Origin of the sequence: Thauera mechernichensis (assembly GCF_029588855.1) — a bacterium.
Lineage (GTDB): Bacteria > Pseudomonadota > Gammaproteobacteria > Burkholderiales > Rhodocyclaceae > Thauera > Thauera mechernichensis.
Window position 1 is genome coordinate 139,756 of the sequence record NZ_JARQZE010000004.1, and the last position, 25,736, is coordinate 165,491.

The 25,736-nt window shown below is 67.6% G+C and carries 19 protein-coding genes and 1 tRNA gene; 8 read left to right on the top strand and 12 right to left on the bottom strand.

Annotated elements, in window-relative coordinates; translation table 11 throughout:
* Positions 1 to 67 precede the first annotated feature (67 nt).
* Entirely contained in the window at positions 68 to 298 is a 231-nt protein-coding gene (locus P7F68_RS07680) for a DUF3820 family protein (protein WP_277832035.1), read from the top strand.
* Positions 299 to 563: 265 nt separating this feature from the next.
* On the opposite strand, the gene P7F68_RS07685 is transcribed toward P7F68_RS07680, so the two are convergent.
* The 5 genes from P7F68_RS07685 to P7F68_RS07705 form a co-directional block, all read right to left on the bottom strand.
* A tRNA-Ser gene (locus P7F68_RS07685) sits at positions 564 to 654 on the bottom strand.
* Between the two features lie 104 nt (positions 655 to 758).
* The gene (locus P7F68_RS07690) at positions 759 to 1,127 is read right to left on the bottom strand and encodes an Hpt domain-containing protein (RefSeq protein WP_002935410.1); all 369 of its coding nucleotides are present in this window, start codon (positions 1,125 to 1,127) and stop codon (positions 759 to 761) included.
* Positions 1,128 to 1,130: 3 nt separating this feature from the next.
* Positions 1,131 to 1,511, bottom strand: a complete 381-nt coding sequence (locus tag P7F68_RS07695) for a response regulator (RefSeq protein WP_002929210.1) — start codon at positions 1,509 to 1,511, stop codon at positions 1,131 to 1,133.
* Entirely contained in the window at positions 1,508 to 4,075 is a 2,568-nt protein-coding gene (locus tag P7F68_RS07700; RefSeq protein ID WP_277832038.1) for a sensor histidine kinase, read from the bottom strand. Before P7F68_RS07700 ends, P7F68_RS07695 begins: the two co-directional genes overlap by 4 nt.
* Before the next feature lie 31 nt (positions 4,076 to 4,106).
* Complete coding sequence (locus tag P7F68_RS07705) at positions 4,107 to 4,721, bottom strand: response regulator (RefSeq protein WP_002929213.1); 615 nt, start codon at positions 4,719 to 4,721, stop codon at positions 4,107 to 4,109.
* Between the two features lie 264 nt (positions 4,722 to 4,985).
* On the opposite strand from P7F68_RS07705, the gene P7F68_RS07710 reads away from it, so the two are divergent.
* From P7F68_RS07710 to P7F68_RS07740, 7 genes are all read left to right on the top strand, one after another.
* Positions 4,986 to 5,372 (top strand): DUF2237 family protein, encoded by a 387-nt coding sequence (locus P7F68_RS07710; protein WP_277832041.1) that lies wholly within the window; start codon positions 4,986 to 4,988, stop codon positions 5,370 to 5,372.
* A 6-nt stretch (positions 5,373 to 5,378) separates the two neighbouring features.
* Positions 5,379 to 6,875 (top strand): AAA family ATPase, encoded by a 1,497-nt coding sequence (locus P7F68_RS07715; RefSeq protein ID WP_277832043.1) that lies wholly within the window; start codon positions 5,379 to 5,381, stop codon positions 6,873 to 6,875.
* A gap of 9 nt (positions 6,876 to 6,884) precedes the next feature.
* Positions 6,885 to 8,537, top strand: a complete 1,653-nt coding sequence (locus P7F68_RS07720; RefSeq protein WP_277832045.1) for a VWA domain-containing protein — start codon at positions 6,885 to 6,887, stop codon at positions 8,535 to 8,537.
* Positions 8,534 to 9,385: a Rossmann-like domain-containing protein gene (locus tag P7F68_RS07725; protein WP_002935418.1), complete on the top strand. Its 852-nt coding sequence runs from the start codon at positions 8,534 to 8,536 to the stop codon at positions 9,383 to 9,385. The genes P7F68_RS07720 and P7F68_RS07725 overlap by 4 nt, the downstream gene beginning before the upstream one ends.
* A 69-nt stretch (positions 9,386 to 9,454) precedes the next feature.
* Positions 9,455 to 10,381, top strand: a complete 927-nt coding sequence (locus P7F68_RS07730) for a DMT family transporter (protein ID WP_002929225.1) — start codon at positions 9,455 to 9,457, stop codon at positions 10,379 to 10,381.
* 29 nt (positions 10,382 to 10,410) lie between these two features.
* A complete protein-coding gene (locus P7F68_RS07735; protein ID WP_002935420.1) occupies positions 10,411 to 10,722 on the top strand; it encodes a DnaJ family domain-containing protein in 312 nt (103 codons plus the stop codon).
* 348 nt (positions 10,723 to 11,070) lie between these two features.
* Positions 11,071 to 13,263 (top strand): autotransporter domain-containing protein, encoded by a 2,193-nt coding sequence (locus P7F68_RS07740; protein ID WP_277832052.1) that lies wholly within the window; start codon positions 11,071 to 11,073, stop codon positions 13,261 to 13,263.
* 139 nt (positions 13,264 to 13,402) lie between these two features.
* Here the strand turns inward: P7F68_RS07740 and P7F68_RS07745 are convergent, their stop codons facing one another.
* Genes P7F68_RS07745 through P7F68_RS07775 form a run of 7 tightly spaced genes read right to left on the bottom strand, consistent with a single transcriptional unit; the run spans position 13,403 to position 25,716 of the window.
* On the bottom strand, positions 13,403 to 14,107 hold the full coding sequence (locus P7F68_RS07745; protein ID WP_277832054.1) for a hypothetical protein: 705 nt from the start codon (positions 14,105 to 14,107) through the stop codon (positions 13,403 to 13,405).
* A 14-nt stretch (positions 14,108 to 14,121) separates the two neighbouring features.
* Positions 14,122 to 19,554 (bottom strand): DUF6531 domain-containing protein, encoded by a 5,433-nt coding sequence (locus P7F68_RS07750; RefSeq protein WP_277832056.1) that lies wholly within the window; start codon positions 19,552 to 19,554, stop codon positions 14,122 to 14,124.
* Positions 19,555 to 19,570: 16 nt separating this feature from the next.
* Positions 19,571 to 20,863, bottom strand: coding sequence for a DUF192 domain-containing protein (locus P7F68_RS07755; protein ID WP_277832058.1), 1,293 nt, complete (start codon positions 20,861 to 20,863; stop codon positions 19,571 to 19,573).
* Entirely contained in the window at positions 20,860 to 21,774 is a 915-nt protein-coding gene (locus P7F68_RS07760) for a type II secretion system F family protein (RefSeq protein ID WP_277832059.1), read from the bottom strand. Before P7F68_RS07760 ends, P7F68_RS07755 begins: the two co-directional genes overlap by 4 nt.
* A complete protein-coding gene (locus P7F68_RS07765; protein ID WP_002935436.1) occupies positions 21,771 to 22,619 on the bottom strand; it encodes a type II secretion system F family protein in 849 nt (282 codons plus the stop codon). Before P7F68_RS07765 ends, P7F68_RS07760 begins: the two co-directional genes overlap by 4 nt.
* A complete protein-coding gene (locus P7F68_RS07770) occupies positions 22,616 to 24,289 on the bottom strand; it encodes a TadA family conjugal transfer-associated ATPase (protein ID WP_277832062.1) in 1,674 nt (557 codons plus the stop codon). The genes P7F68_RS07765 and P7F68_RS07770 overlap by 4 nt, the downstream gene beginning before the upstream one ends.
* Before the next feature lie 14 nt (positions 24,290 to 24,303).
* Positions 24,304 to 25,716 carry a type II and III secretion system protein family protein gene (locus P7F68_RS07775; RefSeq protein ID WP_277832064.1) on the bottom strand — a complete coding sequence of 471 codons (1,413 nt, stop codon included), beginning with the start codon at positions 25,714 to 25,716 and terminating at the stop codon, positions 24,304 to 24,306.
* Positions 25,717 to 25,736: the final 20 nt, after the last annotated feature.

Here is a 25,736-nt window from a genome sequence, read left to right on the forward strand (position 1 = left end):
CACGCTCCAGTTACAGTCTGGCGGCAGATGCGTCGAGGATGTGTTGCTATCGAACGGTAAAGGCTCGATGAAACCTGAGTTGCTTGAACTGCTACTTACCCGTGAGATGCCCTTTGGCAAGTACAAGGGCCGGGTCATCGCTGACCTGCCTGGGGGCTATCTGGCGTGGTTCGCAAGGCAGGGCTTTCCCGCAGGGGAGCTTGGGCAGTTGCTGGCCTTGATGCATGAGCTCGACCATAACAATCTGGTCGGCCTGCTGGAGCCGCTGCGCAGGCGCGGTAAGGGCGCGAGTGACTAGGTGGGCTGCGCCGCCTGTGTGTTGTCCCCAGCAGTCGGGGATAGAGGTGTGGGCAGGCTTGTGGATAAGTGTCGCGATCCGGTGCCAGCCAAGGGAATGCGAACGCTGCCTATTGATGAGGCGGTAGGGCTGTGAGGGGGCAGTCTGGGGACAATGAGATTGTCCCGACCCCGTCGCGTGGCCCTGTTGTCGTGCTTGGGAGAGGTCGCTTTGGAATGCGAAAAAGCCCTGCAAGTCTATGATTTGCAGGGCTTTTTCTGTGTTCTGGCGGACAGGGCGGGATTCGAACCCGCGTTGGGATATTATCCCAAACACGCTTTCCAGGCGTGCGACTTAAACCACTCATCCACCTGTCCAGGAAGTCGGCCATTATAGCTGCAAGCTTGGCTCAGGGAAAGTGGTTTTGGCGGGGGGTTTTGGCGGGGGCTTTTGCTGGCACGTGTTGTCGCGCCGCTACAGCTCAGGTCTTGTGGTGCTCGACATAGGCCTCGATTTCGCTCTTGAGGGCTTCCAGTTCGATGATGAGCGCGTCGATCAACTCGGCGGTGCGTGCGGCGCCGGCCGGGTTGTCGCGGCAGTGCGATTCCAGCGCTCGACCGAGGGCGACGGCCTGGCGGGCGTGGAATTGGGACAGTGCGCCACAGATGGTGTGGGCCAGGCGCCGGGTGGCATCGCTGTCGGTGCCGGCCGCGCTTGCCCGCAGGCGGCTGACGGTGTCCGCGTGCCATGGGCCATAGACCGCGAGGATGCTGGCGAGCACGCCGGCGTTGCCGCGCAGGTCGTCCAGCAGCGGTTCGGGGTCGAAGTGCGCGGGTTTGTCGTATGCCATTGCTCAGCTGTCGGTGCGGGTCGTGGGCGGGCCGATGCGGGCCTCGATGGCGGCGAGGCTGACTGGCTTGATCAGGATGTCGTTGAAGCCACCCTCCAGGTAGCGCTGGTGATCCCCCTCGAGGGCGTGCGCGGTGTAGGCGACGATGCGCGTGTCCTTGAACTCGGCACGCTGGCGGATGATCCTGCAGGCGTCTTCGCCGCCCATGTCGGGCATCGAGATGTCGAGCAGGATGATGCCCGGCTGCGCCGATTCGAGTCGGGCAAGCATGTCGATCGCGCTGGAGAATTCTTCCGTTTTCCATCCCAGCCGCTTGAGGAGCACACTGGCGATGGTGACGTTGACCGGGCTGTCATCGACGATGAAGGCGAGTGTTGTGCTCATGGCTGTTCGCCCTTTTCCATTTGTGGCTGGGCGCGCGGAATGTGGATCGAGAAGGTGGAGCCTGCGCCGGGGCTGGAGTCGAAGCTGATCCGCCCGCCCATGAGGTCGAGCAGCCGTTTTACCAGCGTGAGCCCGAGGCCTGTGCCGCCGTGGTTGCGGTTGAGGAAGGTCTGCCCCTGGTAGAAGGGTTCGAAGATGCGTTCGAGTTCTTCGTGGGTCATGCCGCAGCCGGTATCGGCGACGGTGACGGTGACCTCGCCGGGCTGCTGGGTGAGGCAGAGCTCGATCTGGCCGGACTGGGTGAACTTTACCGCGTTGGACAGCAGGTTTTCGATGAGCTGGCGCACACGCACGGGATCGGCATCGATGTAGCAGGGATGCACGGGCACCTCGGTGAGCAGGGCGACGCCCTTTGCTTCTGCGTTTACGCGGTGCAGCGCGCCGACCGAGGTGACGAGGGCGCCGAGTTCGAAGGTGCGGGGGGACAGGGTGAGGCGGTTCGCCTCCACCTTGGCGAGATCGAGGACGTCGTTGAGCACGGCGAGCAGGTGTTCGCTGCTGTGGTGAATGGTCTTGGCGTAGCTGCGGTGCGCCTCGTCCTCGACCTCGAGGCTGAGCAGTTCCGAGAAGCCGATGATGCCGTTGAGCGGTGTGCGCAGTTCGTGCGACATGTTGGCGAGGAACTCGCTCTTCATCCGGTTCGCTTGCTCGGCGGTGATCCGGGCCTCCTCGATACGCCGGATCGAGGCCTGCATGGCGTCGGCCAGGCTGTTGAAGGAGCGGCCGAGTTCAGCCATCTCGTCCTTGCCCTCGGCCTTGAGGCGATGGTCGAGGTCGCCTTGCTGGAAGCGGTGGATGCCACCGATGATGTCGGTGATGCGGCGCGAGAGCAGGTTCGCCATCCACACCGCGATCATCACCACGGCCAGCACCATGAGCAGGGTGGACACGGTAAGGCCGGTGGCGGTCTGGCGCAGGCTCTGGCGGATGCTGTTCACCAGCCCTTCGCGTTCGCGCACGTTCTGCAGGTCGGCCGTTGCGATGATCTCGCCGATCCGGCGCTCGGATTCGGTGGCGGCGCGGTGGAAGTCGTCGACGTTCGCGCCGATCGTCACGTAGCCGAAGCCGCGCGGGCTCAGGGCATACTGCCCGGTGTAGTAGGGGATGGCGGCGACCGTGGTGAGCTTCTTGATGCCGCTGAAGTGGATGGCGAAGGAGCCTGAGCCGCCGTGCTCGGTCATGTCGTGCCAGCCTTGGCACTGAGGCGAGAAGTTCAGGTAGCGGCAGTCGAGGCCGACGAGGCCCGAGGCGGTCGATTGCGGGTGGGGTTTGCGGGTCAGGCGCTGGTCCCTGCGGCTGGGCACGGTGGCCGAGAACGCAGGCCAGAGCATGCCGCTGGACTGCCATTCGTCGTATAGCTCGGTGTCGATCCAGGGCGTGGCGGGGTTGCCGGTCGCGGGATCGTAGCCATGAATGAAATAGTCGCGTGCGTGCGAGATGTTGCGCCCTTCGAGGTCCCACATGAAGGCGTAGTTGCCCGAGCCGGGGTCCGCGATCGGCGCGTGGCGCTCGGGCGTGGGGCGCGGTGTGTCGGTGAAGGCCATGATGTGGGCATGGTCCAGCGCCAGCGTGACGTAGCCGATGATGCGGCCGTCACGCACGACGGGCGTGGCCCAGCGCACCAGGCCCTGGAAGCGCTTGCCGACCGGGTTCTCGAGACCTGCATAGCCCGATTCGGCCGGTGAGAAGGGCAGGCCGCGCTTGAGTGCCTCCGCGGGCGTGTATTCGCCGATCCAGTGTGTTGCGACCTGGGCGCCGATCACGCGCGAGACGTAGATCTCGCCGGGCTTGAGCGCTTGCAGGGCAGGCCAGTAGTCCTCTGCGCGCACGAAGGTGTTCTCGCGCCGGCTGATGTCGCGCAGGGCTGGATCAAGCAGCGTGGCGCCGGTCTCGCTGAGGACCTTGATGCGCTCCTGGCCGTTGGTGTCGACGAAGCTCGCTTCGAGGAAGAGCGGCCGCAGCGGGTAGCGGCTGTCCGAGTCCGGTGCGCGGTAGTGGAAGTTGGCGGCGTTGTCGGGCAGCGGTTCGCGCACGCGTGCCGTGTTGCGCGGCTGCGGTGCGCTCTCGACCCACTGCATGCCGTCGGCGCTGGGTTCGTAAGGGCCATGCTCTTCGAGCCTGCGCAGGTGCGATTCGAGAAAATCGCGGTAGCCGTCGACCGTGGGCTCGAGTCGTGCCGCACGCAGCAGGTCCTGGTCGCGCTCGTAGAGGAAGTCGGCCACGGCGCGCGCCGTGCCGGTGGTGAGGGCTTCGATGGCTTCGCGCGAGCGGTCGTCGAGCGCGTCGATGGCGTCGTCGATTGCAGTGCGGCCGGTGCGCTGCTGGGTTTCGCGCATGACGTCGGACATGCTGACGGCGCGCGTGGTGACGATGTGGCCGAGTTCGTTGGCGGCGTTCCAGGCGAACAGCGCGAGCAGCACCAGGGGAATGACCTTGATCGCGACGAAGATGGCGATCAGCTTCGCGCGCAGGTTCATGTCGCGAAACCAGGTCGGCGTGGCCATGGGAGGCTCCCTCACGGTCGCATCGTGCGCTTCAGGGGCTGTTGCGGCTACGCCGGCGCTGGGCGATCAGGGCCTGCATGTAGCCATGCAGTTCGTGGAAGGGGATGGGTTTGCGATAAACCGTGACGTCCTGCGGTAGGCCACCTTCGGCGGCGATCTCCTTGGCGTTGAGTGCCGACACCACGACGATGGCGACGTCGCTCGACAGCGGGTTCTCGCGCAGGCGGCGGATCATCTCGAAACCGTCGATGCCGGGAATGCGCAGGTCGGCAATCAGCAGATCGGGCGGCTCGCGGCCGACTTCGACAAGGGCGTCGAGGCCGTGGTCGATCACGTGCAGCTCGAGCGGCATCTCCCAGTTCGCGAAGGTCTCGCGGTAGATGCCCTGGAGCAGGCGGTCGTCCTCGACGACGAGGACGCGCAGCTTGTCGCTTGCTGCTCGCGCCACGGCCATGGGCGCTTTCGCGCGTGCGAGCAATGCGTCCACAGAGTCCTGGCGGATGCGGCGGTGGCCTCCGGCCGTCTTCCAGCCGGCAAGCGTGCCGCTTTCGACCATCTGCTGCACGGCGCCGAGAGAGAGTCCCAGCTGGCGCGCCGCTTGGGCAGTGCTGATGAACTCTCGCCTGGACTCGGAATCATTCGGCATGGTTGTGCGCCAACGAATCGTTTAAAAGGCCAGAAAGTATCAGAAATGATCGCCTGTCGGTGAACTCCGTGATGGGAATGATTGCCTTTCCGATCTTGACCGAGAGGGGGCGGTGCGTCTGCCGAAGCCGGCCGCGAGGGCTACAATGTGGGTCCGGGGTTGTGACCAGGTCGGTATCGGCGCGAGCGTCCGTTCGCCGCGCCGGATCCGGCCGCGCTGCTCCGTGGGTGATATATGGCAAGCACTCCACCTTGAAGGACCTGCATGAACGCTTCACGTAATGTTCTGGGCGGGCCGCTGCTCGCCTGCAGCTATGCGCCGCTGACGGGCTTTTATCGGACCGGTTGCTGCGAGACGGGGGCGGACGATCTCGGCCGCCACATCATCTGTGTACGCGTCACGGAAGCCTTCCTGGCGTTTTCGCGCAGGGTCGGCAACGATTTGTCGACGCCGCGCCCCGAGTATCGATTCGCCGGACTCAAGCCCGGCGACCGCTGGTGCCTGTGTGCCTTGCGCTGGAAGGAGGCGCTCGACGCCGGCATGGCGCCTCCGGTGGTACTGGAGGCGACCCACGAGGCGGCGCTGCGCATTGTCGACCTGGACACGCTCAAGGCGCATGCCTTTGGCGCCGCCACCGGGCCGCAGGCCTGAGCACGCATGCACGCGACCACCCTCGACCGCGACGGGCTTGTCCGCTTGCTCGAAGTCCTCGAGGTCGGCCTCGTGGAGCGCACACGCGTACTGCGCCTGAGCCTGCTCGCCGCGCTGGCGGGCGAGCACACTTTGCTCATCGGCCCGCCGGGTACGGCCAAGAGCGCACTCGCACGTCGCATCCACCTGGCCTTTAGCGATGCGCGCTACTTCGAGCGCCTGCTCACGCGCTTCACCGTGCCCGAAGAGCTGTTCGGCCCGCTTTCCATCCGCGCGCTCGAAGAAGACCGCTACGAGCGCCACACCGCAGGCTTCCTGCCCGAGGCCGGGGTCGCATTCATCGACGAGGTGTTCAAGGCGAACAGCGCCATCCTCAACGCGCTGCTGACCCTGCTCAACGAGCGCGAGTTCGACAACGGTGCCGGGCGTGTGCGCTGCCCGCTGATCAGTGTGGTCGGCGCCACCAACCATGTGCCCGAAGACGAAGTGGGCGAAGCGTTTTTCGACCGCTTCCTGCTCCGCTTGGCGGTCGAGCCGGTGAGCGCGGACGGCTTCGCGCGTCTGCTCGCCGGCAATGGCCGGAATGCGCTTGCGGCATGCGATGCCGGGGCACCGCCAGCGGTGCCCGAGGACTTGAGACTGCCGGCCGCCGTGTGCGATGCCCTGCGTGAGGCTGCCGCTGCGGTCCGCTTGCCCGCCGATGTGCTCGCCCGGCTTGCCGAACTGCGGGTCTGGCTGGCCGGCCAGCAGTACTACGTGTCGGACCGGCGCTGGGTCAAGATCGCCCACCTGCTGCGCGTGGCGGCGGCGAGCGAGGGCAGGGCCGAAGTCGCGCCCTGGGACCTGGGCCTGCTGCCCAGCTGTATCGCCGCCGACGAGGCGGGACGGCAGGCGGTGGCCGATTGGCTTGCTTGCCGCCTTGGTGTGCGCGAGGCGCTGTCACCGCCACGCCTGACAAGGGTGGTCGAGGCGTTCGAGGCTCAGCTCAAGGCCGAGCGCGAGGCCAACGACCTCGACTACGACGAGTCTGGGCGGTTGCGTTTTTCGGCCATTTCCCATGCCGAGACCCTGGCTGGCGCGTTCAGCAGTGGAATCGGTGGCGGCATGGGCAGCGAGCAGGCCAGCGCCCTTGCCGGGGAGATCGGCGATGCGAAGGGTGGGGCGGGTGCGTTGCGCATGACCTACGCGCGCAAGCGCCGCTACGGTGCATTGCACGTGACGGCGCGCACGACGCAGATCGACGCGCTGTTGCTGCGCATCGCCGCCTACCAGGGCGAGATCGACGCCCAGCGGGGCGCGCTGCGGGCGTGGGCTGCGCAGTCGTTGTGGGCCGACCCCGCCTTTGTCGACGCGGCACAGGTGCAGCTTGCGCACACGGCGGCCCAGATCGAGTCCCTGGCGTTGCGTGCGGGTATGGCACGCGCAGGCTTCGAGGCCTTGCCGCGGCTCGATGAGGCCGGCGCGATGCCGGCGCCGGTCGAGCACGAGCCGCTGCCCGACTGAAGAGGCTTCGTGTCCGCGCCGGCAGCCGTTCCGCAGTTGTTCGAAGCGCTCGAGGCGCCGCTGGCAACGCTCGATCGCCTGCCGCGTGCGTTGTGGCTGGGCGGCATGACGCATGCGCAGGGCGAACTGGTCGGCCGCCTCGAGGCGCTCGAAGCCTGGCGGCAGGCGCTGTTGGCCGGCGATGTGCCGGCAGATGCGGGCGCGGCGGGCGGCTGGCCGGCATCGGGCATGCGTGCCGCGTTGCTGGCGTGCGTGGACGGCCTCGGGCTGGCGGCATACTGCCGGGCGCGCGAGGACGTCACCGATACGGTGTTGCAGAGCCTGTTGTTCCATCTCGACCTGGTTGTGGACTACCGCGACCGTGGCGCCAGCGCCGCAGACGCGCAGGCGATGGCGCTCGCGGCTTTCAGTGCGGACTGGACCGAGCGCTGCGGCGACATGGACGAGCTCATTGCGGCATTCGGCGACCTGGGGGATCTGCTCAAGAACACGCGTTGGGACGCCTTGCGCGGCCTGCTGCGCAGCAGCGAGTGGCGCGAGGTGGTGCGCATCCGCCGGCTCATCGAGCGTTTGCCGGCGCTTGCCCGCATCATCCGCAGCCTGGGCCGGGCGCGCCAGGTGGACGATGAGTCCGCCTCGAGCCGGGCTTTGCAGGAGGTGGTCGAGCCCGCCAGCGTGCTGTGTACCAGCGCGTGCCGGCTGCGCGTGCCCGAACTGCCGGGCGAAACGCGCGGCGTGCATCGCGCGGGGCGCATCGCCCGCATGCTGCCGTCCGAGGCAATGCTGCTGGGCCACCCGCAGCTGCGCTTGATCTGGCATGCCCGCCATGCCGAGCGCAGCCTGCTGTGCTACGAGGATGACGACCACCTGCAGGAGGAATGCCAGCGCCCGGCGCCGGTGCTGCGTCCCAGCCTGCAGCCGGCGACGGCGCGCCGGCTGGAGATGGGGCCGATGCTGATCTGTGTCGATACCTCGGGTTCGATGCAGGGCGGTGCCGAGGCCGTCGCCAAGGCAGTGGTGCTGGAGGCGGTGCGCTGTGCCCATGCCCAGCGCCGCGCTTGCCATGTGTTTGCCTTCGGCGGCCCGGACGAGGTGGTGGAGATGGTGCTCGGCGTCGACGCCGCCGGTGTTGCCAAGCTCGCGCGCTTCCTGGGCCAGAGCTTTGGCGGCGGGACAGACATCTGCGCGCCGCTCGAACGCGCGATTGCCCGCCTTGAGGAGGCCGAGTGGCAGCTTGCCGACGTGCTGATTGCATCCGATGGCGAATTCGGCGCCACGCCGGCGCTCGCCGACCGTCTGCATGCAGTGCGGCGCGACCAGGGCCTGCGCGTGCAAGGCATCCTCATCGGCGACCGCGAAACGATCGGCTTGCTCGAACTCGCCGACGACATCCACTGGGTGCGCGACTGGCGCCGCTACGGCCAGGCCGGTGAGGGCCAGCCGACGCGTGGCGAGGGTGCCGAGGCGGGTGGTTCGCCAGTGCACTCCAAGAGCCTGACCGCGAGCTACTTCCCAGGCGCCTTGCGCAACCCCGAGAACCGGAGCCGTACCGTCAGCCCGGAAGCCGCTGCGGCGGCCGTGCGCGCGGGGCGGTCGAGCGCTGCGGGCGCGGCCGAGACCAACTCTGCACATTCAATGCCACCGACAAGGACCGACCCATGAGTTTCGCTGCCGACCTCATTGCCGATCTCGAACGCGCAACTGCCGGCAAGCCCGTGCCGCGGGTGAAGGCCCTGCATCTGCCGCCGGCGGCGGCTGCAGCGTCCAAGAATGGAGAGTTCTGCGCACTCGAACTCGACGACGGCGCGCTCGGCATTACCTATGTGCTGCTCGATGGCGCCTTGACGCGGCTGGCTGCCGCCGACGATCCACACAGCATCGTCGGCATGGATGCACTTGCGCTTGCGCGCGAGTACGCTGCTTCGGACGGTGCTGCCGGTCGCGCCGAGGCTGCGCGCCGGCAGTTGCGCCGTACGCTGGGCTTTGCCGCGGCGAATGCGCTGTCGCGCACGGTGATGGCGCGGATGGGCTTTGCGCCGCCGCGCGCAGCCGATTCGATCGGTGGCATTGCGCCGCAGCCAGGTGACCACGTCGGCATGGTCGGGCTGTTTTCGCCGCTGCTCAAGCAGGTCACCGCCGCCGGGGCACGGCTCACCGTCGTCGAACTCAACCCGGACTACGCCGGAAGCTACGACGCTTACCGCGTCACCCTGGATCCGGCCGCGCTCGCAAGCTGCAACAAGGTGCTGTCGACCAGTACCATCCTGCTCAACCACACGGTCGATGCCATGCTGGCCCACTGCCGCAAGGCCAGCCGCGTCGCCCTCATCGGGCCGAGCGCGGGTTGCCTGCCCGGCCCCTTGTTCGCGCGCGGGGTCGACGTGGTGGGCGGCAGTTGGGTGACCGACCGCGAGGGTTTCATCGACGCCTTGCGCAGGGGTGATTCCTGGAGCGCGTTCGCGTATAAGTTCGCCCTTGCACCGGCCGACTGGCCGGCCACGCCCGCATAGGGCAGGCAGGCAGGACGGCGGCAAGACCGTCCGCCCGCGCAGCGCACAACAATAATCGGACCTCTCCCCATGCAGCTCACCCCCAGACTCGTCGCCTTCCTGCTCCTGCCGCCCATCCTGTGGGCGACCAACGCCGTGGTCGGTCGCATTGCCATCGACAGCATCGCACCGCTGTGGCTCAACGCGCTGCGCTGGGTGGTGGCCTTCCTGATCCTGCTGCCACTGGGCTGGCGGGCGGTCGCCACCGCCGAGGCGCGCGCGCAGATCCGCGTCCGCTGGGCCCACCTTGCGGTACTCGGGCTGATCGGGGTAGGGGCGTACAACGCGCTGCAGTACATGGCGCTACGGACCAGCACGCCGCTCAACGTCACGCTCATCGCCTCCAGTGCGCCGGTGTGGATGATGCTCATCGGCCTGGTGTTCTACCGTGTCGTCCCGCGCCCGGTGCAGGTGTTCGGCGCCATGATGTCGCTCGTCGGCGTCGCCCTGGTGCTGTCGCGCGGCGACCTTGGGGCGCTTGCGCGCATCGAGTTTGTCGAGGGCGACCTGCTGATGCTGCTCGCCATGATCGGGTGGACGGCCTACAGCTGGATGCTGGCCCGCCCGCCGGCGCACATGCGCGGCGACCAGCGCCCGGCCTGGAACTGGGCCGAATTTCTCGTCGCCCAATGCGTGTTCGGGGTGCTCTGGGCCGTTGCCGCGGCCGCCGCGGGCGATGTGCTGATCCCGGCCGGACCCACCCAGTGGTCCTGGGGCCTGGTGGCAGCCATCCTCTATGTCGCCATTGGCCCGTCCATCCTGGCCTATCGCTTCTGGGGTGCGGCGGTGGCAGAGGCCGGGCCGGCCACGGCCGCAATCTTCTACAACTTCACCCCACTCTTCGCCGCAATCCTGTCTGCTGCGGTCATTGGCGAATGGCCCAAGCTTTACCACGGCCTTGCTTTTGCGCTCATCCTGGGCGGCGTGCTGGTGTCGACCCGCGGCGGCAGGGGCTGATCGGTACGACGCATCCGACGCGACCCGCCATGGCTTCGCTCTTCGACATCCTCGCCGAGCAGCGCATCCTCGAAGCCGGGCGCAACGGCGCCTTCGACAACCTGCCCGGCGCGGGCAGGCCGCTGGCGTTCGACGACGAGCTCTTCGTCTCGCCCGAGCAGCGCATGGCCAACAAGGTGCTGCGCAATGCCGGCTTCGCCCCGCCTGAGCTTGCACTGCGCAAGGAGCTGGCCGACCTGCGTCGGCGTATCGCCGAACTGGACGAAGGCGCGGAGCGCAGCCGCCTGCGGCGCCGGCTGGCGGAGCTGATGGTGCAGTTGCAGGAGATGGGGCGCCGGTAAGCGCCCCGCGCCTGTGTGCCTCAGAAGCTCGACTCTAAGGTGGATCTCGATTCCAGCGGTTGGACCGCAACAGTCAAGCCACCGGCTCCGCGCTTCGCTTGCCGGCATTTTGGGCTTGAGTGAACGGCGGTAGGCGCAGCGTGAGCCGCGGGGTGTGACTGCACGCGTGAGTCGCCTGGCCGTTCGCGTTGTTTGTGCGAAAGACGTGTGTCCGGGCGGCGCCGTCGGTCAACAGCATCAGCCGCGCGATAGGTGCTCGTCCGTGGGAGCGATTGTTCCGCGCGGAGGGGGTGGGAAAAGAACGTCGCTCAGTGAACGGTTACTGCAGGATGGTGTTGCTGTGTCATAATGCATATTCAAAAAACATATGCCGAAGACATTTTCCGCGTCTCTGTTGCCGTTGGCGCCAACTTTTTGGGAAAGAAGATCATGCACCACGAAACCACCAACGCATCCTTCCATCCTCGCTCTGCCTTCCGCCTCAGGCCCCTCGCATTTGCCCTGGCCGCCCTGCCGCTGTTCTTTCCCGCTGTGGCGCAGGCACAGGCCGGTATCACCAACCTCGGCGCCCTGGGTGGGACGAATTCGGGCGCCACCAGCGTCAGTCTCGACGGCGCCGTGGTGGTGGGCGCAAGCACCATCATGGCCGGTGACCAGGCTGATCGGGCCTTCCTCTGGACGCAGGATAGCGGCATGATCAACCTCGGTACCTTGGGCGGGACGCATTCGGAAGCACACGGTGTCTCTGCCGACGGGGCGGTGGTTGTGGGCGGGTCGGATACGACCAACGATGAGGCTTGGCGCGCGTTCCGTTGGACACGGGACTCGGGCATGGTGGATCTGGGCACCTTGGGTGGGGCGAATGCGTATGCCCATGCCATTAGTTCAGACGGAACGGTGGTGGTGGGTTGGGCCGATAAGAGCGACATGCAGTATCGCGCGTTTCGCTGGACGCAAGACGGTGGCATGGAAGATCTGGGCACACTGGGCGGGCTCTGGTCGGTTCCCGAAGGCGTCTCGGCCGACGGCGCGGTGGTGGTGGGCGGCTCCCTTACGGCCGGCAATGAGGCTTGGCACGCATTCCGCTGGACGCAGAACACGGGCATGGTAAATCTGGGGGGCATCACGGGCAGGACGAATTCGCAGGCCAACGGCGTCTCCGCCGATGGCGCTGTGGTCGTGGGTGGGGCCTTCGATGTAGGCAGAGTGATAGAGGAGGGGGAGCTTGACTACGAGCTCGGCGTGAGAGAAAACGTGCATGCCTTCCGCTGGACGCAGGACATCGGGATGGTGGATCTGGGGACCCTGGGGGGAGCGGAGGCGAATGCCCATGGCGTCTCCGGCGACGGTGCCGTGGTGGTGGGCTGGGCCTTGACCGCCGGCGGGAGCCAGCGAGCCTTCCGCTGGACGCAGGACGCCAGCATGCAGTCGGTGGAAGACTGGCTGCGCGACGCCGGGGTGGCTGTGCCTGTGGATATCACTCGAGTGGCGAATGCGACGAACGTCGACGGCAGCGTGGTGGTCGGCGTGCTTGCGAGCGGCCAAGCCTTCATCGCCCGCGTGGCCGACAGTGGCAGTGGTGGTAATGGTGGTAATGGCGGCAACGGTGGCGGCCTGATTACACTGCAAGATCTGCAGCAAAGTCTCGCCGACACGTCGGTGGGCAGCGGGATGGCGCTTTCCGCCGCCGTCACGGTACTCAACGGTGCCCACAGCCGTCCGTTGTCGCGCCGCGTGGATGAGGGGCAGCGCGCCTTTTGGCTGGCTGGCGACTGGGGGCGGGACGGCCACGGCGCCCGTTCCGGAGATCTCGGCCTTGCTGAAGTCGGTTTCGGCAAGAATTTCGGCGCAGCGCAGGTCAATGTTTCGCTCGGCCAGACCTGGGCAAAGCAGGATCAGGTGCACAACGGCCGGACGAAGACCGCCGGTACCTACGTGCTGGCCCAGGCGCTGATCCCGGTCTCGGGCAATCTGTGGGGAGCCGTCGGCGCGTATGTGCATCGGGGTGAGGCGGACATGAGGCGCGGCTATCTCAACGCTGGGGCGCAGGATTACTCACGAGGCACGCCAAATGTGAACACCTGGGGCTTGCGCGCGCGCCTCGAATGGGACCAGGCCTGGCATGTCGCCAATGCCGATGTATTGCCCTATGTCGATCTGAGCTATGCCAAGGCGAGGCTCGCCGCCTACACCGAAAGCAGCGGCGGCTTTCCAGCGCGCTTCGACAGCCGCAAGGAAAAGGCGACCGAACTGCGCCTCGGCGTGAATGCGGCCAAACTACTGGGGAACGGCTTGAATCTCATCGGGATGCTCGAAGCTGCGCACCGCTTCGAGAAAAGCGGCCCGCGCAGCTCGGGTCAGGTGATCGGTCTGTCCGCCTTTGGTCTGGATGGACGGAGGAACGACCGGAACTGGCTGCGCCTTGGCGCGGGCGTGGAAGGTAAGCTGGCCGGTGGCCGCGCATCACTCATGCTCAACGCCACCACCAAGGGCGAAACGTCGAACGCATGGCTGGCGGCGAATTGGCAACACGCGTTCTGAGGAGCGTCGACGCTGATCGCGAAGCAGTTCATGCTTGGAGTTGAGTCTTTCGAACTCGATTGCTCCAGAGGGCATGTAGCGGCTTATTGGCGAATGGTGTCTTGAGTGTCTGCACCAGCAGAGACGGTACTGGCATTGTTCAGTAGTCGGTCTCGATCTTCCTGCCGGTGCGCTTGTCGATGTACCAGCCTTTGCGTACAGGTTTTCCGTCGAGTATTTTGGCTTCGCGGAAATCACCTCCTGCGAACGAGTGCACGGGCGCGACATACACGGCCTCGCCATACTCATCGCGCTTCTTCGGGTCAAACCCCGGCCTGCGCTCGATGTCCCAGCCGAACAGCGTGCCCTGTTCGTTCATGCGGAACTTCAGGCGCAGGTTGCCGCGCGGGTCGCGCTTGAGGTCGTCGATCAGCGCCTGCGGGATGCGCGAGCCGACCTCGATGATCTCGTCGCCGATGATGTTGCCGGCGTAACGTCCGCCGACGCCTTGTACGAACTCCCGCGCGCTGGAGTCGCGCCACACGACGCGCACCCGTTCGGGCACTGGCTGCGAGAGCATCCTCTTTCCCTGCGTTTGCAACCGTTGCCCCCCCCTTTGGTAAAACGGGTACTTAGCATGTTCGGGAAAGAACTCGACGCCGAGAAACTCCTGCCCGTCCATTGCATCGACCACCAGTTCGAAGCCCGGGCGACCAAACCTCTTGAGCATGCGTTCGCGGCTCTCCAGGTAGCGCGCCTGCTCGGGGGTTGTCGGCTTGGGGGCCGGCGGCGGCGTGCTGCGGCAGCCGCTCAGCAGCACGTACGCTGCGGAAGTCAGCACAAGGCGTCGTCTCGTCAGGCTCATTTCGCTGTGTCTCCTTACAATCCATATCCGTTACTGGGATCACGCAGCCACTCCAGGTAGCCCTGCATGTCCACCGTGCCGGTGACGTTGCCGAGCTTGCGCGGGTCGAGCGCCGTGCCCTTGCCCAGTTGTTCGACCTCGCGCGGCAGCCAGGTGATGTAACTCAGCGTGTCGGCATGGACCATGCCGCCGTTGTCGAAGCCCATGGTGCGCTGGCTCGTGCCCGAGGTGGCACCACGGACCTCGCGGTCTTCGGCGAAGACGTAGTCGGTCCACGACATGTCGCCGTGCCTCACCTCCTTGGGAGCCAGGATGCGCGGGTCGCCCACGCGGATGACGTTGCTCTGGTCGTGTAGCACGACGTCGTTCATCGGAATCGGGTCGACGGCCTTCATGGTCACGCCCGCATTCTTCGCCTGCTGCACCATCCAGTTCAACGCCACCAGCGACAGGCCCTGCTCGTTGTCCGGGTAACCGCCGCCGATGTCCGCGTGCGCGCCGATGAAGCCGCGCTCGATGCGGATCTGACCCGGGGCGGTGCTGCTCGCCCCGATCGATTGCAGCGGGAATCCGCCCCAGTGCATGCTGTGCGGCTTGGGATTGCGAAGCGAGTACTCCCCGATCGCCCCCGAGCGGTGCTCGTTGAGCGCCACCGCTTGCGCGACGTAGGCGAACTCGCTCGGTATGCCGAGGTTGTAACCCGTGCCGCTGAAGTTGGTGGAGAGCACGGTGTCGAAGAGGCCCATGAAGCGGAGGTTGACCCACTGGCAGCCCGGCTTGCCAGCCTCGGTGGTGTACTTATAGTAAGTCTTGCCATTGAGCACCACCGAGCCGGCCACGATGCGGTTTGCGAAATCGCGTGCCTGCGCCGCGCCGCGGCTAAAGCCCACGATGTCGATGTCCATGACCTTGTTCTTGTCAAACGCTGCAGCCTCGTCCCGTATGTACAGCATCATCCGATCGATGCGAGCCGGTCCCGAGTAGTTGCCGCCCATGTCGTTGACGTAGACGGGGTCCCCGGGCGTGAGCCACCAGAGCAGGGTGTGTGTCGCGTAATCTTCCGGTCGGATGTGGCCGTACTCGTCGTCCCGATGCACCGTGCCGACGCCGCTGACGTAGCGGTGGTTTCCGCTGTCGTAGGCGTTCAGGAAGTGCACCACGTTGGTGAAACCGTCGCCCCCCATCGCCGGATCGTTGCGGTCGTCGCTGTTGCCCGTGCCATCGAACGCAAACAGGATGAGCCCGTCCGGATCGATGAACCTGAGCGGGTTGTACGCGACGTAGGCGTAGGGGTTGGGGCCGTCCGGAGTGCCGAGCGGGTCGGGGCTGAGGTACTGGCCTTGTTCCGGGTCGTAGTAGCGTGCGCGGTTGAAGTGCAGCCCGGTCTCGGCATCAAGGTACTGGCCGGGCAGGCGCAGATTGAGGGTGAAGCCGCCCGAGTGGACGTTGGCCGCCCCGAAGGGCGCGTAGTGCGCACGCCACAGCACTTGGCCTTGAGTGTCGGTGACGAGTTCCGGCGCACCGAGGTGGTTGCCGTGCAGCCAGACGATGCCTTTGGAGCCGGCGAGCCAGCTTTGAACGAGGCGTATCAGGTCGCCGATGATGCGGGCTGCGGTGCCTTGCGCAGCCGGCGTCGGCGCGGCGCCTTGGGGCCGGTCGATGACGGCCACGGGCAGATCGGCCAGCCACACGTACTGGCGCAGGATGCGCCCGTGGGCGTCGAACTCGGCCAGCGGCTGGCGCGCTTCGTCGTAGAGGGTGTAGCGGGTCTGGCCGTTTGCATGCTTGACGTTGCGCAGGCCACGGTGGTCGTAACCGTAGCGTGCCAGCGTCTTGCCGTGCTCGCGTACCTCGACCAGGCGGCCGCGGGCGTCCCAGTCGTATTCGCGGCTGCCCAGTTGCTCGGGTTGGCCGCTGGCGCTGTAGCGGGCGGGGGGGCGGTCCGCATCGATGCGTCGGTGGCTGCCGGGCTCGAAGGCGCTACGGCGCGTGCCTGCGCGCAGCTCGGCTTGTGAGCCGACGTCCTGCTGGCTGAGCACGCGGCGCTGGGTCGGGTCGTATGCGTAGCGCCACACGGCCTGTTCGGCCAGCGCCTTGTCTTGCGCGTGCCACTCGACCGAGACCAACAGCTGGTTGTGCCGGTCGTAGGCGTGGCTATGCCAGGTGGGCTGCGCACCGGCGTGGGTTGCCTGCTGGCGGCTATGCAGCAGGTTGCCGCGCGCGTCCCAGACGTAGCGGTGGTCCAGCAGTGCCGAGGGATCTTCGGGAAGGCCCAGGGCGCCCGGCAAGAGGGCCGCATCGGGGTTTGCCTTGGCGGAGGAGTTTGCCGCCATGGGTGCGTGACTTTGCGTGCCGTTCGGGGATTGAGCGCGGGCGGGTGCAATGCCGAGCAGCCTTTCGATTACCTCCTGTCGGCTGAGCCCAAGCTGCACGGGATCCGACGGGTAACGGGCCAGGCGCACCCGCTCGGGTGTGCGGTGGCGATGTACCACCCGTGCCAGTACGCCTTCGCGGCTGCGCTGGTAGAGGGTCTGGATACCGTTGCCGGCGGTGTGAGCGCGCAGGCCCGCGAGGTCGCGCTCGAAGTCGCTCGCGATGAGTTGCTCGCGTTCGAGCTGGCGCAGCCACGGCGTCTGGACGCTGCCAAGCATGAGTGCGACGACCTGGCCCTGGCCGTTGCGCTCGTAGCGCAGGCGGCTGCCGTCGGGCAGGGTGGTGGCGACGAGCCGGCCGACCTCGTCGTGCTCGTAGCGGGTGACTGAGGTCAGCTCGCCCTGTTCGGTGGCGAGTCGCACGATGCGCGCGCTGCGCAGGCCACGCGCGTCGTATTCGTAGCGTTCGCTCTGAGTGGGATGAACAAGCTCGATCAGACGCCTGCCGGCGTAGCGCCAGTGGGTCGTTTCCGCCTTGCTCGACGCAGCGTCGGTGATGACCTGGCGCAGGATGCGGCCTTGCGCGTCGTATTCGTAGCGGGCGAGGTTGCCGCGCGCATCACGCATCGCGGCGATGCGATCGGCGGCGTCGAGCTCGCGCAGCACGGTCCCGGTGTCGGGGCTGCGCCGCCATACCAGGCGGCCGAAGTCGTCGCGCAGCGCTTGCACCTGGGTGGCCTGGGCGAGCTCATGCGGAAGTGGGGATATGCGCGCCGGCACCGCGTGTTCGAACCCGAGGGCGTCGATCACGCGTTCGAGTTGTCCGTGCTCGTCGTAGCGCCATTTCAAGCTGCGCCCGGCGTTGTCCCAGGCGTGTGCGAGCCGGCCCCGGTCGTCGTAGCGACGGTGCCGTGACTGCGTGAGGCTCGCGCTCTGGAGCGTGTGCTCGGTCAAGCGGCTTTCGGTGTCGTAGGTGTAGCTGCTCAGCACTCCGAGGGCGCTGGCATGCCACAGCAGGCGGCCCTGGGTGTCCCACTGCCGGCGCCAGCTCGCGGCAGCTTGGCCGAGGTGCGCTTCCTCGGTCGGGTTGCCGAGTTCGTCGTAGTGGATTCGCTGCTCGAGGGGGATTGACCAGCCCGGCCCCCGGCTGCGTACGCTCGTGATTTGCTGGCGTGCGTTGTAGGTGAATGTGGTCTCGAAGCCATCGTCATTGACCACACGTCGCAGCAATCCGGTCTGGGGGTGATGCTGCAGCGCGCTTTGCAGCCCGCCGGGCTGCGTGAGCCTGATCACGAAGCTACCGTGAGTATCCCAGTCGAGGCGTGTGACATCCGAATCACCTGGATCTCCATTGGGCCCATTGGGCAGCGGCCCGTCGATCTGGGCGAGCAGGCTGCGGCCGTTGACCGCGGTGTAGGCGTAGGTGGTGGTGCGGCTGATCGGCGTGGCCGCCTCGGCGGAGGCAGCGGGCTCGCCGGCGGCGTCCAGTGGGCTGAAGCCGGACTCGGTCACTTCGATCCGCTGGCCGTGGTCGTTGTAGGTGAAGCGGATCTGGTGTTCCTTGCCGGGTATGACGCTGGGCCGTGCGATGAGCACCGGGCGGGGGGTCGCGCCGGTGTACGCGTAGCGGGCGAGCAGCCGCGCAGGCAAGGGCTTTCCGCCGGCGTAGGCGATATGGCTCTCGCGGAGAACGCGGCCCAGTGCATCGCGCTCGATCCTCGTGGAGGCAAGCGGGCGGGCGCCCGGATCGAGGCGGGTGATCTCGGTCAGGGCGCCGTAGCGGTCGTATGCGTAGCGTACGTTCGTCTCGCCACAGCGCGCGCACCCTGGGCCGATGGCTTCGAGCAGGCGCGGTTCGCCGTTGATGCGCGTGTGGCGGTAGCGGGTGGTCTCGCCCAGGCTGTTGGTGAGTTCGGTGCGGTCCGGGGCGCTGAAGCGCAGGTCCACCTGTTCGATTCCGCTGCCACGCAGCAGTTGGCCTGACGCGTCGAGCTGTCGCGGGGTGCCGCGCACGCTCATTACCGCGCGGCCGGCAGCGTCGTAGGCATAGGTCGACAGGCGTTGGGCGTCGGCGGCGGTGCCATCAGGGCGCTTGCCGACGACGGTGATCCCTGTGAGATGGTGGGGCCACCCGGGTGCGGACTCGCCGATGTCGGCGCCGTAGTGATAGCGCCGGGTTGTGCCGTCGGGCAGCGTCGCGGCGACCAGGTTGCTCAGGCCTGGCAGGGTGCGCTCGTTCTGGTGCGAATAGGTAAAGCGCCCGAGCGGGCTGGTGATGGCCACGACGCCACGGAAGCCGCGGCTCCTGCGTGGGGCGTACTCGAAGTTCAGGCTGCGTCCCTGCGGGTCGGTGACTTTCATCAGTTCGCCGTCGAGACCGCGTGTGAGACTGAGGAATTCGCCGCTTGGCAGACGGATCTGCACGAGCTTGCCGCGCGCATCGAAGTCGAGCTCGCGACCGTCTGGCCAGGTCCAGCGATGGCCTTGCCTGTTCGGGGATTGTGGGGAGCGCAGGGCAATGACCGTCCCGCGCGCCGGGTCGGCGTGGGAGTACCGGCGCCCGCCCGCGTCCGTTGCGGTAAAGCTCAGGTGCTTGCCGTCGGCCTGGATGATGAGCAACTGGTCGCCATTGGCGTGGAGGTCGGTCTCGTAAGACAGCCGCCAGCCGCGACCGAGCAGCCCGAGCTGCGAGTCTGTGCCGGCCTGAGCGCTGTTGTAGTGGCGCACGATCTCGAGACCGAGGGGGCCGGGTAGCGCGGGCAGGTCGGTCTCGTTCTGGTACTTGTTGCCGGTGATGACGTCGATCGGGTTGCCGGCAGCCCGTCCGACGCCGTCCGGTTCGTCCTGGCTGGCGGGGGCCGCTTCAGCGCATGCCTGCGCGCCGCCAGGGTTTCCGCCATCGGAGGGGGTGCAGCTCGTATCGCTCGGGCGCGATTGGGGCAAGGACGAGCCACCACCGTTCGTAGACAGTTGCGCACCGCTGATCAGGGGCATCGCCAGCAGTAGCGCCAGCAGGGCACGGGCGACTGCGTTGCGTACGTGGGCAGGGGAGGCGGGCTTGAGGGCGCGATTCATTCGTGTTGATGCGTCGTCATGGTGTCTGAGCGGGTGCAGGCCTGCTTCGCAGCCAGTCCAAGGGGGCCTCGCAAGAGGGAGGTGATCCACAGCCCGGGTCGGTCAGCGGGTTGCAGTCGTCCGGAAGCGGCTCCTCGTCGGGATCCTCATCCGGCTCGGCTTCAGGTGGCGGCACGCTGGTGCACGCCGGGTCCGTCACCGGGCACAGGGGCAGCGTCGGTCCGTCTGGCGGTGGCCCGGGGTCGGAGGGTTTGCCGGCATTGCCCGGGCCGGGGATGGAGGCGTTGCCGGCCTCGATGGCGGGCGATTGCATGCGCATGACGGTGTGGGCGACGACCGGGATGCGGCCCTGGGCGAGGAGGCTGGTGCGGAAGGTGTCGCGGTCGGCGGGGTCGAGCAGTGCGCTGGCACGGGCCATGAACGGGCCGGCGAGCGGGATCTGCTTGTCGCGCGGGATGCCGTAGGTGATGCGCAGCTTGAGCAGGTTGGCGTCGTGCAGGCTCTGGCCGCTGGCGTTGGTGGCAGGGTTGCGGCTGCAGCTGGGGCGGTCGGCCGGACACTCGAGTTGGGCGATGTGGGTGTTAGGGATGACGCGCGCGGACAGGCCCAGGCGAGTGGCCAGGGCGGGGCTGTGGTAGTCATCGAAGCTCTCCTTGGTCGGCGAGAGGATCTCGATGCGGGCGAAGGGGGCCTCGGCGAGCGCGCGCGCGCGTGATGCAGCGAGCTCGTCAGTGGTGGTGCCGCCGCCGTGGTAGCCCGTCATGGCACGATCGAAGGCGGTCCGCATGGCCGCCGGGCGGGCGCTGTCGACAGTGCCGGCGCGTGCGGCTTCGAAGGTGGCGTAGTTGAGCTGGCTCTTGGCATGAAAGAGCAGCGCGTATTGCATGAGCACGAGCAGGATGAAGAGCAGCAGCGGGCCGACGACGACGAACTCCACCAGGGTGGCGCCGCGCTCGCGCCTGCTGTGGGGCGCGGCGAGTCCAGGCCGTGCGCCCGCGGCGAGGTCGAGGCGCATGCCCGCGACGAGCTCCAGCCGGCGCGCCTCGCCTGCGCCCAATTCGAGCGTGTGGCGGGCGCTGGCGCAGGCGGTGGCACGCCAAGGGGGTAGCGCCTCGACCACTTTGGCGATGCGCTCGTCGGCGTCGATGAAGACCACGTCGATCGGGTAGCGCATGAATGCGGTGTGGACCGCAGCGCAGGGGGTGATGAGCAAGGCATGGCCAGGCGCCAGGGCGGCGGTGCCGAGGAGACCGCGCAGGCGCGCAAGGAAGTGCTCGGCGCGGCGGATGTTCAGCGGCTCGACGCTCAAAGCCCGGCCCCGATGAACTTCATCACGATCGGAAACATCAGGATCGCGAACACGCAGGGGAAGATGAAGAACAGCAGCGGGAAGAGCAGCTTCACGGGGGCCTGCATGGCCAATTTTTCGGCTTGCGCGAAGCGTTCGGTGCGGCGTTGTTCGGCCTGGGCGCGCAGGATGGGGCCCAGGCTCATGCCGGTGGCCTCGGCCTGGATCAAGGTGGTGACGAAGTTGGACACCGCGGGCAGGTCGAGGCGGCTGGCGAGCTCGCGCAAGGCTTCGCTGCGCGCCTTGCCGGCGCGCACGTCGCGCAGCAGGCGGGCAAACTCATCGCGCAGCGGCCCGGCGGGCCCCTTGGCGACGGCCTGCGCGATGGCACTGTTGAGGTTGAGCCCGGACTCGACGCACAGCGTGATGAGATCGAGCATGAAGGGCAGACCCTTGAAGGTCTGCCGGCGGCGGCTCTGGATGCGGTCGCGCAGCCAGGCGAGTGGGAAGAAGGCGCCGAGCGCGAGCCCGGCCAGTGCCGGCCACTGTGGTGCGAGTGCAAAGCCGCCGGCGAGCCAGCCGCCGAACCCTGCGCACAGCAGCCCCCAGATGACGCGTCCGGCCATGAACTGCGCGGGGTCGAGCGCGTAGTCCAGGCCGGCCAGGCGCAGCTGGCCCAGGCAGGCCTGCTGCTGGCGCTCGGGCAGTAGCGCGCGCAGATAGTGCGCTACCCACTGGATCGGCCACCAGACGATGCGGTAGGCCGGCGGAGGCGCATCGAGCCACAGCCTGTCCTGGCGTGGCACGGCCGCGGCGGCGCGCGACAGCAGCCAGGCGACGAGCGCCACTGACAGGCCCATGGCGAATGCCAGGCCACCCACGACCCAGCGCGGCTCGAGCGCGGACAACAGGGGCGTTGCAGACGGACTCATATGTCGATGCTCACGATGCGACGGATGAGCAGCACGCCGGTGAGCTCCATGACCAGCACCACGGCCAGCACGGCCCAGCCCATGCGCGTCGTCCACAGCAAGGCCATGGCCTCCGGCTCCATGCGGGTGAGCACCCAGAGCAGGAACACCGGCAACAGCCCCACGACCCAGGCCTGCAGCTTGCCCTGGGCCGTGAGGGCGCGGATCTTGAGCTCCATGGCATGCTGGCTGCGCAGCGTGGTGGCGGTACGTTCGAGTGTCTCGGCCAGGCCTCCGCCGGTCTCCGAGGCGATGCGCATGGCCGACACCATGAGCTTTACCGGCTGTGCAGGCACCCGCAGGGCGAGGTTCTCGAGTGCATCGTCCAAGCTGACGCCCAAGCGTTGTTCGTGCTGCAGCAACAGCAGTTCCTGCTGCAGCGGTGGTGCCAGCTCGCTGCCGACCTGGCGGATCGCTGCCGGCAGCGACAGGCCCGCGCGTGCGGTGCCGGCCAGCATCTGCAGGGCATCGGGCAGTTGTTGCTCGATGCGTTCGAGCCGGCGCGTGCGCAGCCAGCGAAAGATCGCGCCGGGCGAGATCGCGAGCAGCAGGGCGACGATGAAGGCCAGCGCGAGGCTGCCGCTGGCCAGCCAGGCCGCGCCTGCGGCGAGTACGGTGAGGGCCAGGTTGAGCGCATAGAGCCGGGCCGGATCGATGAACAGGAATAGCTCGCGCAGGTGAAAGCCGGTCTCGCGGGTGAAGCGGTTGCGCCAGGCATGCAGCAAGCGTGGGACCAGATCGGCCAGTGCCCATACGAGCAAGGCCACGGTGAGGGCGACGATGAGCAGGACGAGGTCGAGCTTCATGCGTCGCGCGGTCCGTCGAAGAGCGACAGGTCGAGTGCAGCTCCGGCGCCGGCCAGCGTCTCGTAGAAGGCCGGCACTGCATTGCAGGCGCAGAAGCGGCCCTGTACGCGCCCGTCGCCGTCGCGTCCAAGCTGGTCGTAGCGGAAGAGCTCCTGGATCTGGATGCGCCCCGATTCGGTGCCGGCGACTTCGACGATGCCGGTGACCACGCGCCGGCCGTCGGGCAGGCGCGCCTGCTGCACGACGATGTCGATCGCCGAGGCGATCTGTTCGCGGATGGCTGACAGCGGCAGATCCATGCCGGCCATCAGCACCAGGGTTTCGAGGCGGGCGAGGGCGTCGCGCGGGCTGTTGGCGTGCAGGGTGGTGAGCGAGCCGTCGTGCCCGGTGTTCATGGCTTGCAGCATGTCCAGCGCCTCGCCCCCACGGCACTCGCCGACCACGATGCGGTCGGGACGCATGCGCAGCGCGTTCCTGACGAGGTCGCGGATGGCCACCTGGCCGCGGCCTTCGGCGTTGGGTGGGCGGGCCTCCAGGCTGATCAGGTTGGCGTGGGCGAGGCGCAGCTCGGCGGCGTCCTCGATGGTGATGATGCGTTCGCCGTCGGGGATGAAGTTCGATAGCACGTTGAGCAGCGTGGTCTTGCCCGAGCCGGTGCCGCCCGAGATCAGCACGTTCCTGCGTTGTTGCACGCAGACGCGCAGGAACTCGGCCATCTGCGCGCTGATCGCACCGAGCGCGACGAGGTCGGCGTGCGAGAAGAGCTTGCGGCCGAACTTGCGGATGGTGAGCGCCGGTCCCTTGATGGCAAGCGGCGGGATGATGGCGTTGACGCGCGAGCCGTCCTTGAGCCGGGCGTCGACCATCGGTGACGCCTCGTCGATGCGCCGGCCGATGGGGGTGACGATGCGCTCGATGATGCCCATTACCGCGCGCTCGCTGGTGAAGCTGCCGGGGTGGCGTTCGAGCCGGCCGTGGCGCTCGAGAAAGATCTCGTCGTGGCGGTTGACCATGATCTCGCTGATGGCTTCGTCGGCGAGCAGCTCATCCAGTGGTCCGAGGCCGACGGCCTCGTTGAGCACGTCGCGGCGCAGGCTGTCGCGGTCGATGCCATCGGGGAGGGCGGTTTCCTTGTCGATCAGCTCGACGAGCAGGGACTCGGCTTCGGCGCGCAGCTCGTCGTCGCTCATGCGTACGAGGTCGCGGCGGCGCAGGTCGATGGCGTCGAGCAGGGCTTCGTGGATACGACGGCGCCAGTACTGGTCGGGCGTGGCGGCGGTACGTGTGCCGGGACCCGCGGCTGCGGCAATTGGCTGGGGCGCGTGTACTTGCGTTGTGTCCGCCGCATGCGCTGCGGGGGCGCCGGCGGGTGTGGGCTGAAGTTGGTCGGTGACGATGAGGGTGAAGGGGCCGACCACGATGCGGTCGTCGGCGGCAAGCGGGCCGTGCTGATGTACGCGCACGCCATTCACGCTGGTGCCGAAGAACTGGCCGAGATCCTGGATGAACAGCCCGGCTTTGGTGCGGTAGATGCGTGCATGCTCGCGCCCGACCTTCCAGCCGGGAAGCTGCAGCCGGCATTCGCGCCCCTTGCCGATGACCGCGGAGGTCTCGCTGATCGATTCGATGCGAGGGGCGCCTTCGGGCTGGAGAATGGTGACCTGGAACATGGCGTCGGCCCCGCTCAGTTGTAGAGCGGGTCGTGCGTGCCCGGAATCGGTCGGTCCTCGACCGGGGCGGCGGGCCACGGGATGGCCGACAGGTCGGGTTCGGGTGCGCGCGGAGCGTCTTCCAGGCGCTGACGCGCGCGCAGCATGCTCTCGGCCTGCTGCAGGGTGTGCCTATCCACGGCGTAGGGCGTGACGAAGACGACGAGCTCGGTCTCGTTGTTCTGGAAGCGGCGCGAACGGAACAGGGCGCCAAGCACCGGGATGTCGCCGAGCAGGGGCACCTTGTCGATGGAGGCATTGACGTCGCGGCTGAGCAGCCCGCTGAGCACGATGGTGCCGCCGTCCATGACGTTGAACTCGGTTTCGGTCTTGCGCGTGCGCAGCGCGGGGCCGGCAGCGCTCATGACGGAGGGGTCGAGGTCGCTGACCTCGCTCATGATGCGGGCGCGGATCACGCCGTTGTGATCGACGGTGGGCGAGATCTCGAGGCGGATGCCATAAGGCTTGAACTGGATGGTGGTGCCGTTGATGTTGCTGACGCTGTAGGGGAACTCGCCGCCGGCGAGGAAGCTCGCCTCGGCGCCACTGCGGGTGGACAGGATGGGCTGGGCGAGGATGCTGGCCGAACCGTTCTGCTCCATGAGGCGCAACTGGGCGTTGAGCCCGGCATTGAGCGCGGACAGCACGTTGAGGCTCGAGCCCAGTGGCACCGGGTTGCCGCTGCCGTCGGGACTGACGATGGGCGGGGCGTTCTCGGCGCCGGTGCGAACGTCGATCTGCAAGGGGGTGTTGCCGCGCCGGCCGGGCATCCAGATGCCGCCGATGGCTGCGCCGCCGGTGGCGGTCCAGGCCAGCCCGACCTCGCGCAGCATGTTGACCGGGAACTCGGCGATCTGCACTTCCATGACGATCATCTTTTCCCAGCCGACCGGGTTGGCGAAGTTGAGGATCTGCGGGTAGTGCTTGGCGAGCGCCTCGATGCGGGCCTGGTCGCGGTTGCTCAGGTTGTCGCCCTCGATGACGATTCGGTCGCCGATGACGGTGCTGCGTGCGTTTGGAATGTCGGCGAGGAAAGCCGCGATCTCGCGATTCACGCGTGGTGTCTCGGCGGCGACGACCGTGACCTTGAGCCGGCGGTTGCGCCCGTTGGCTGTCCAGATGTGCAGGGATGAGGTGCCGATCTCGTTGGCGATGAGCAGGATCTCGCGCTCGTCGAGCACCGCCGCCGACAAGGCCTTGCCGTTGCCTACGGCCAGGCGGCCGACGTTGGGTTCGGTGATGACCCGCGTCTCGCCCTGGAAGAGGGTAAGCTCGGGCATTTCGGCGCTGCGGCTGGCCGATGCGGTAGCCGGCGCGGCGCTTGCCGCCGCGGTGGTCAGGCAGCAGAGCGCGAACAGGCGAAGCAGGGTGTGGGTGAGGAAGTGCATCGGGTCGCTCGGCGCGTGGC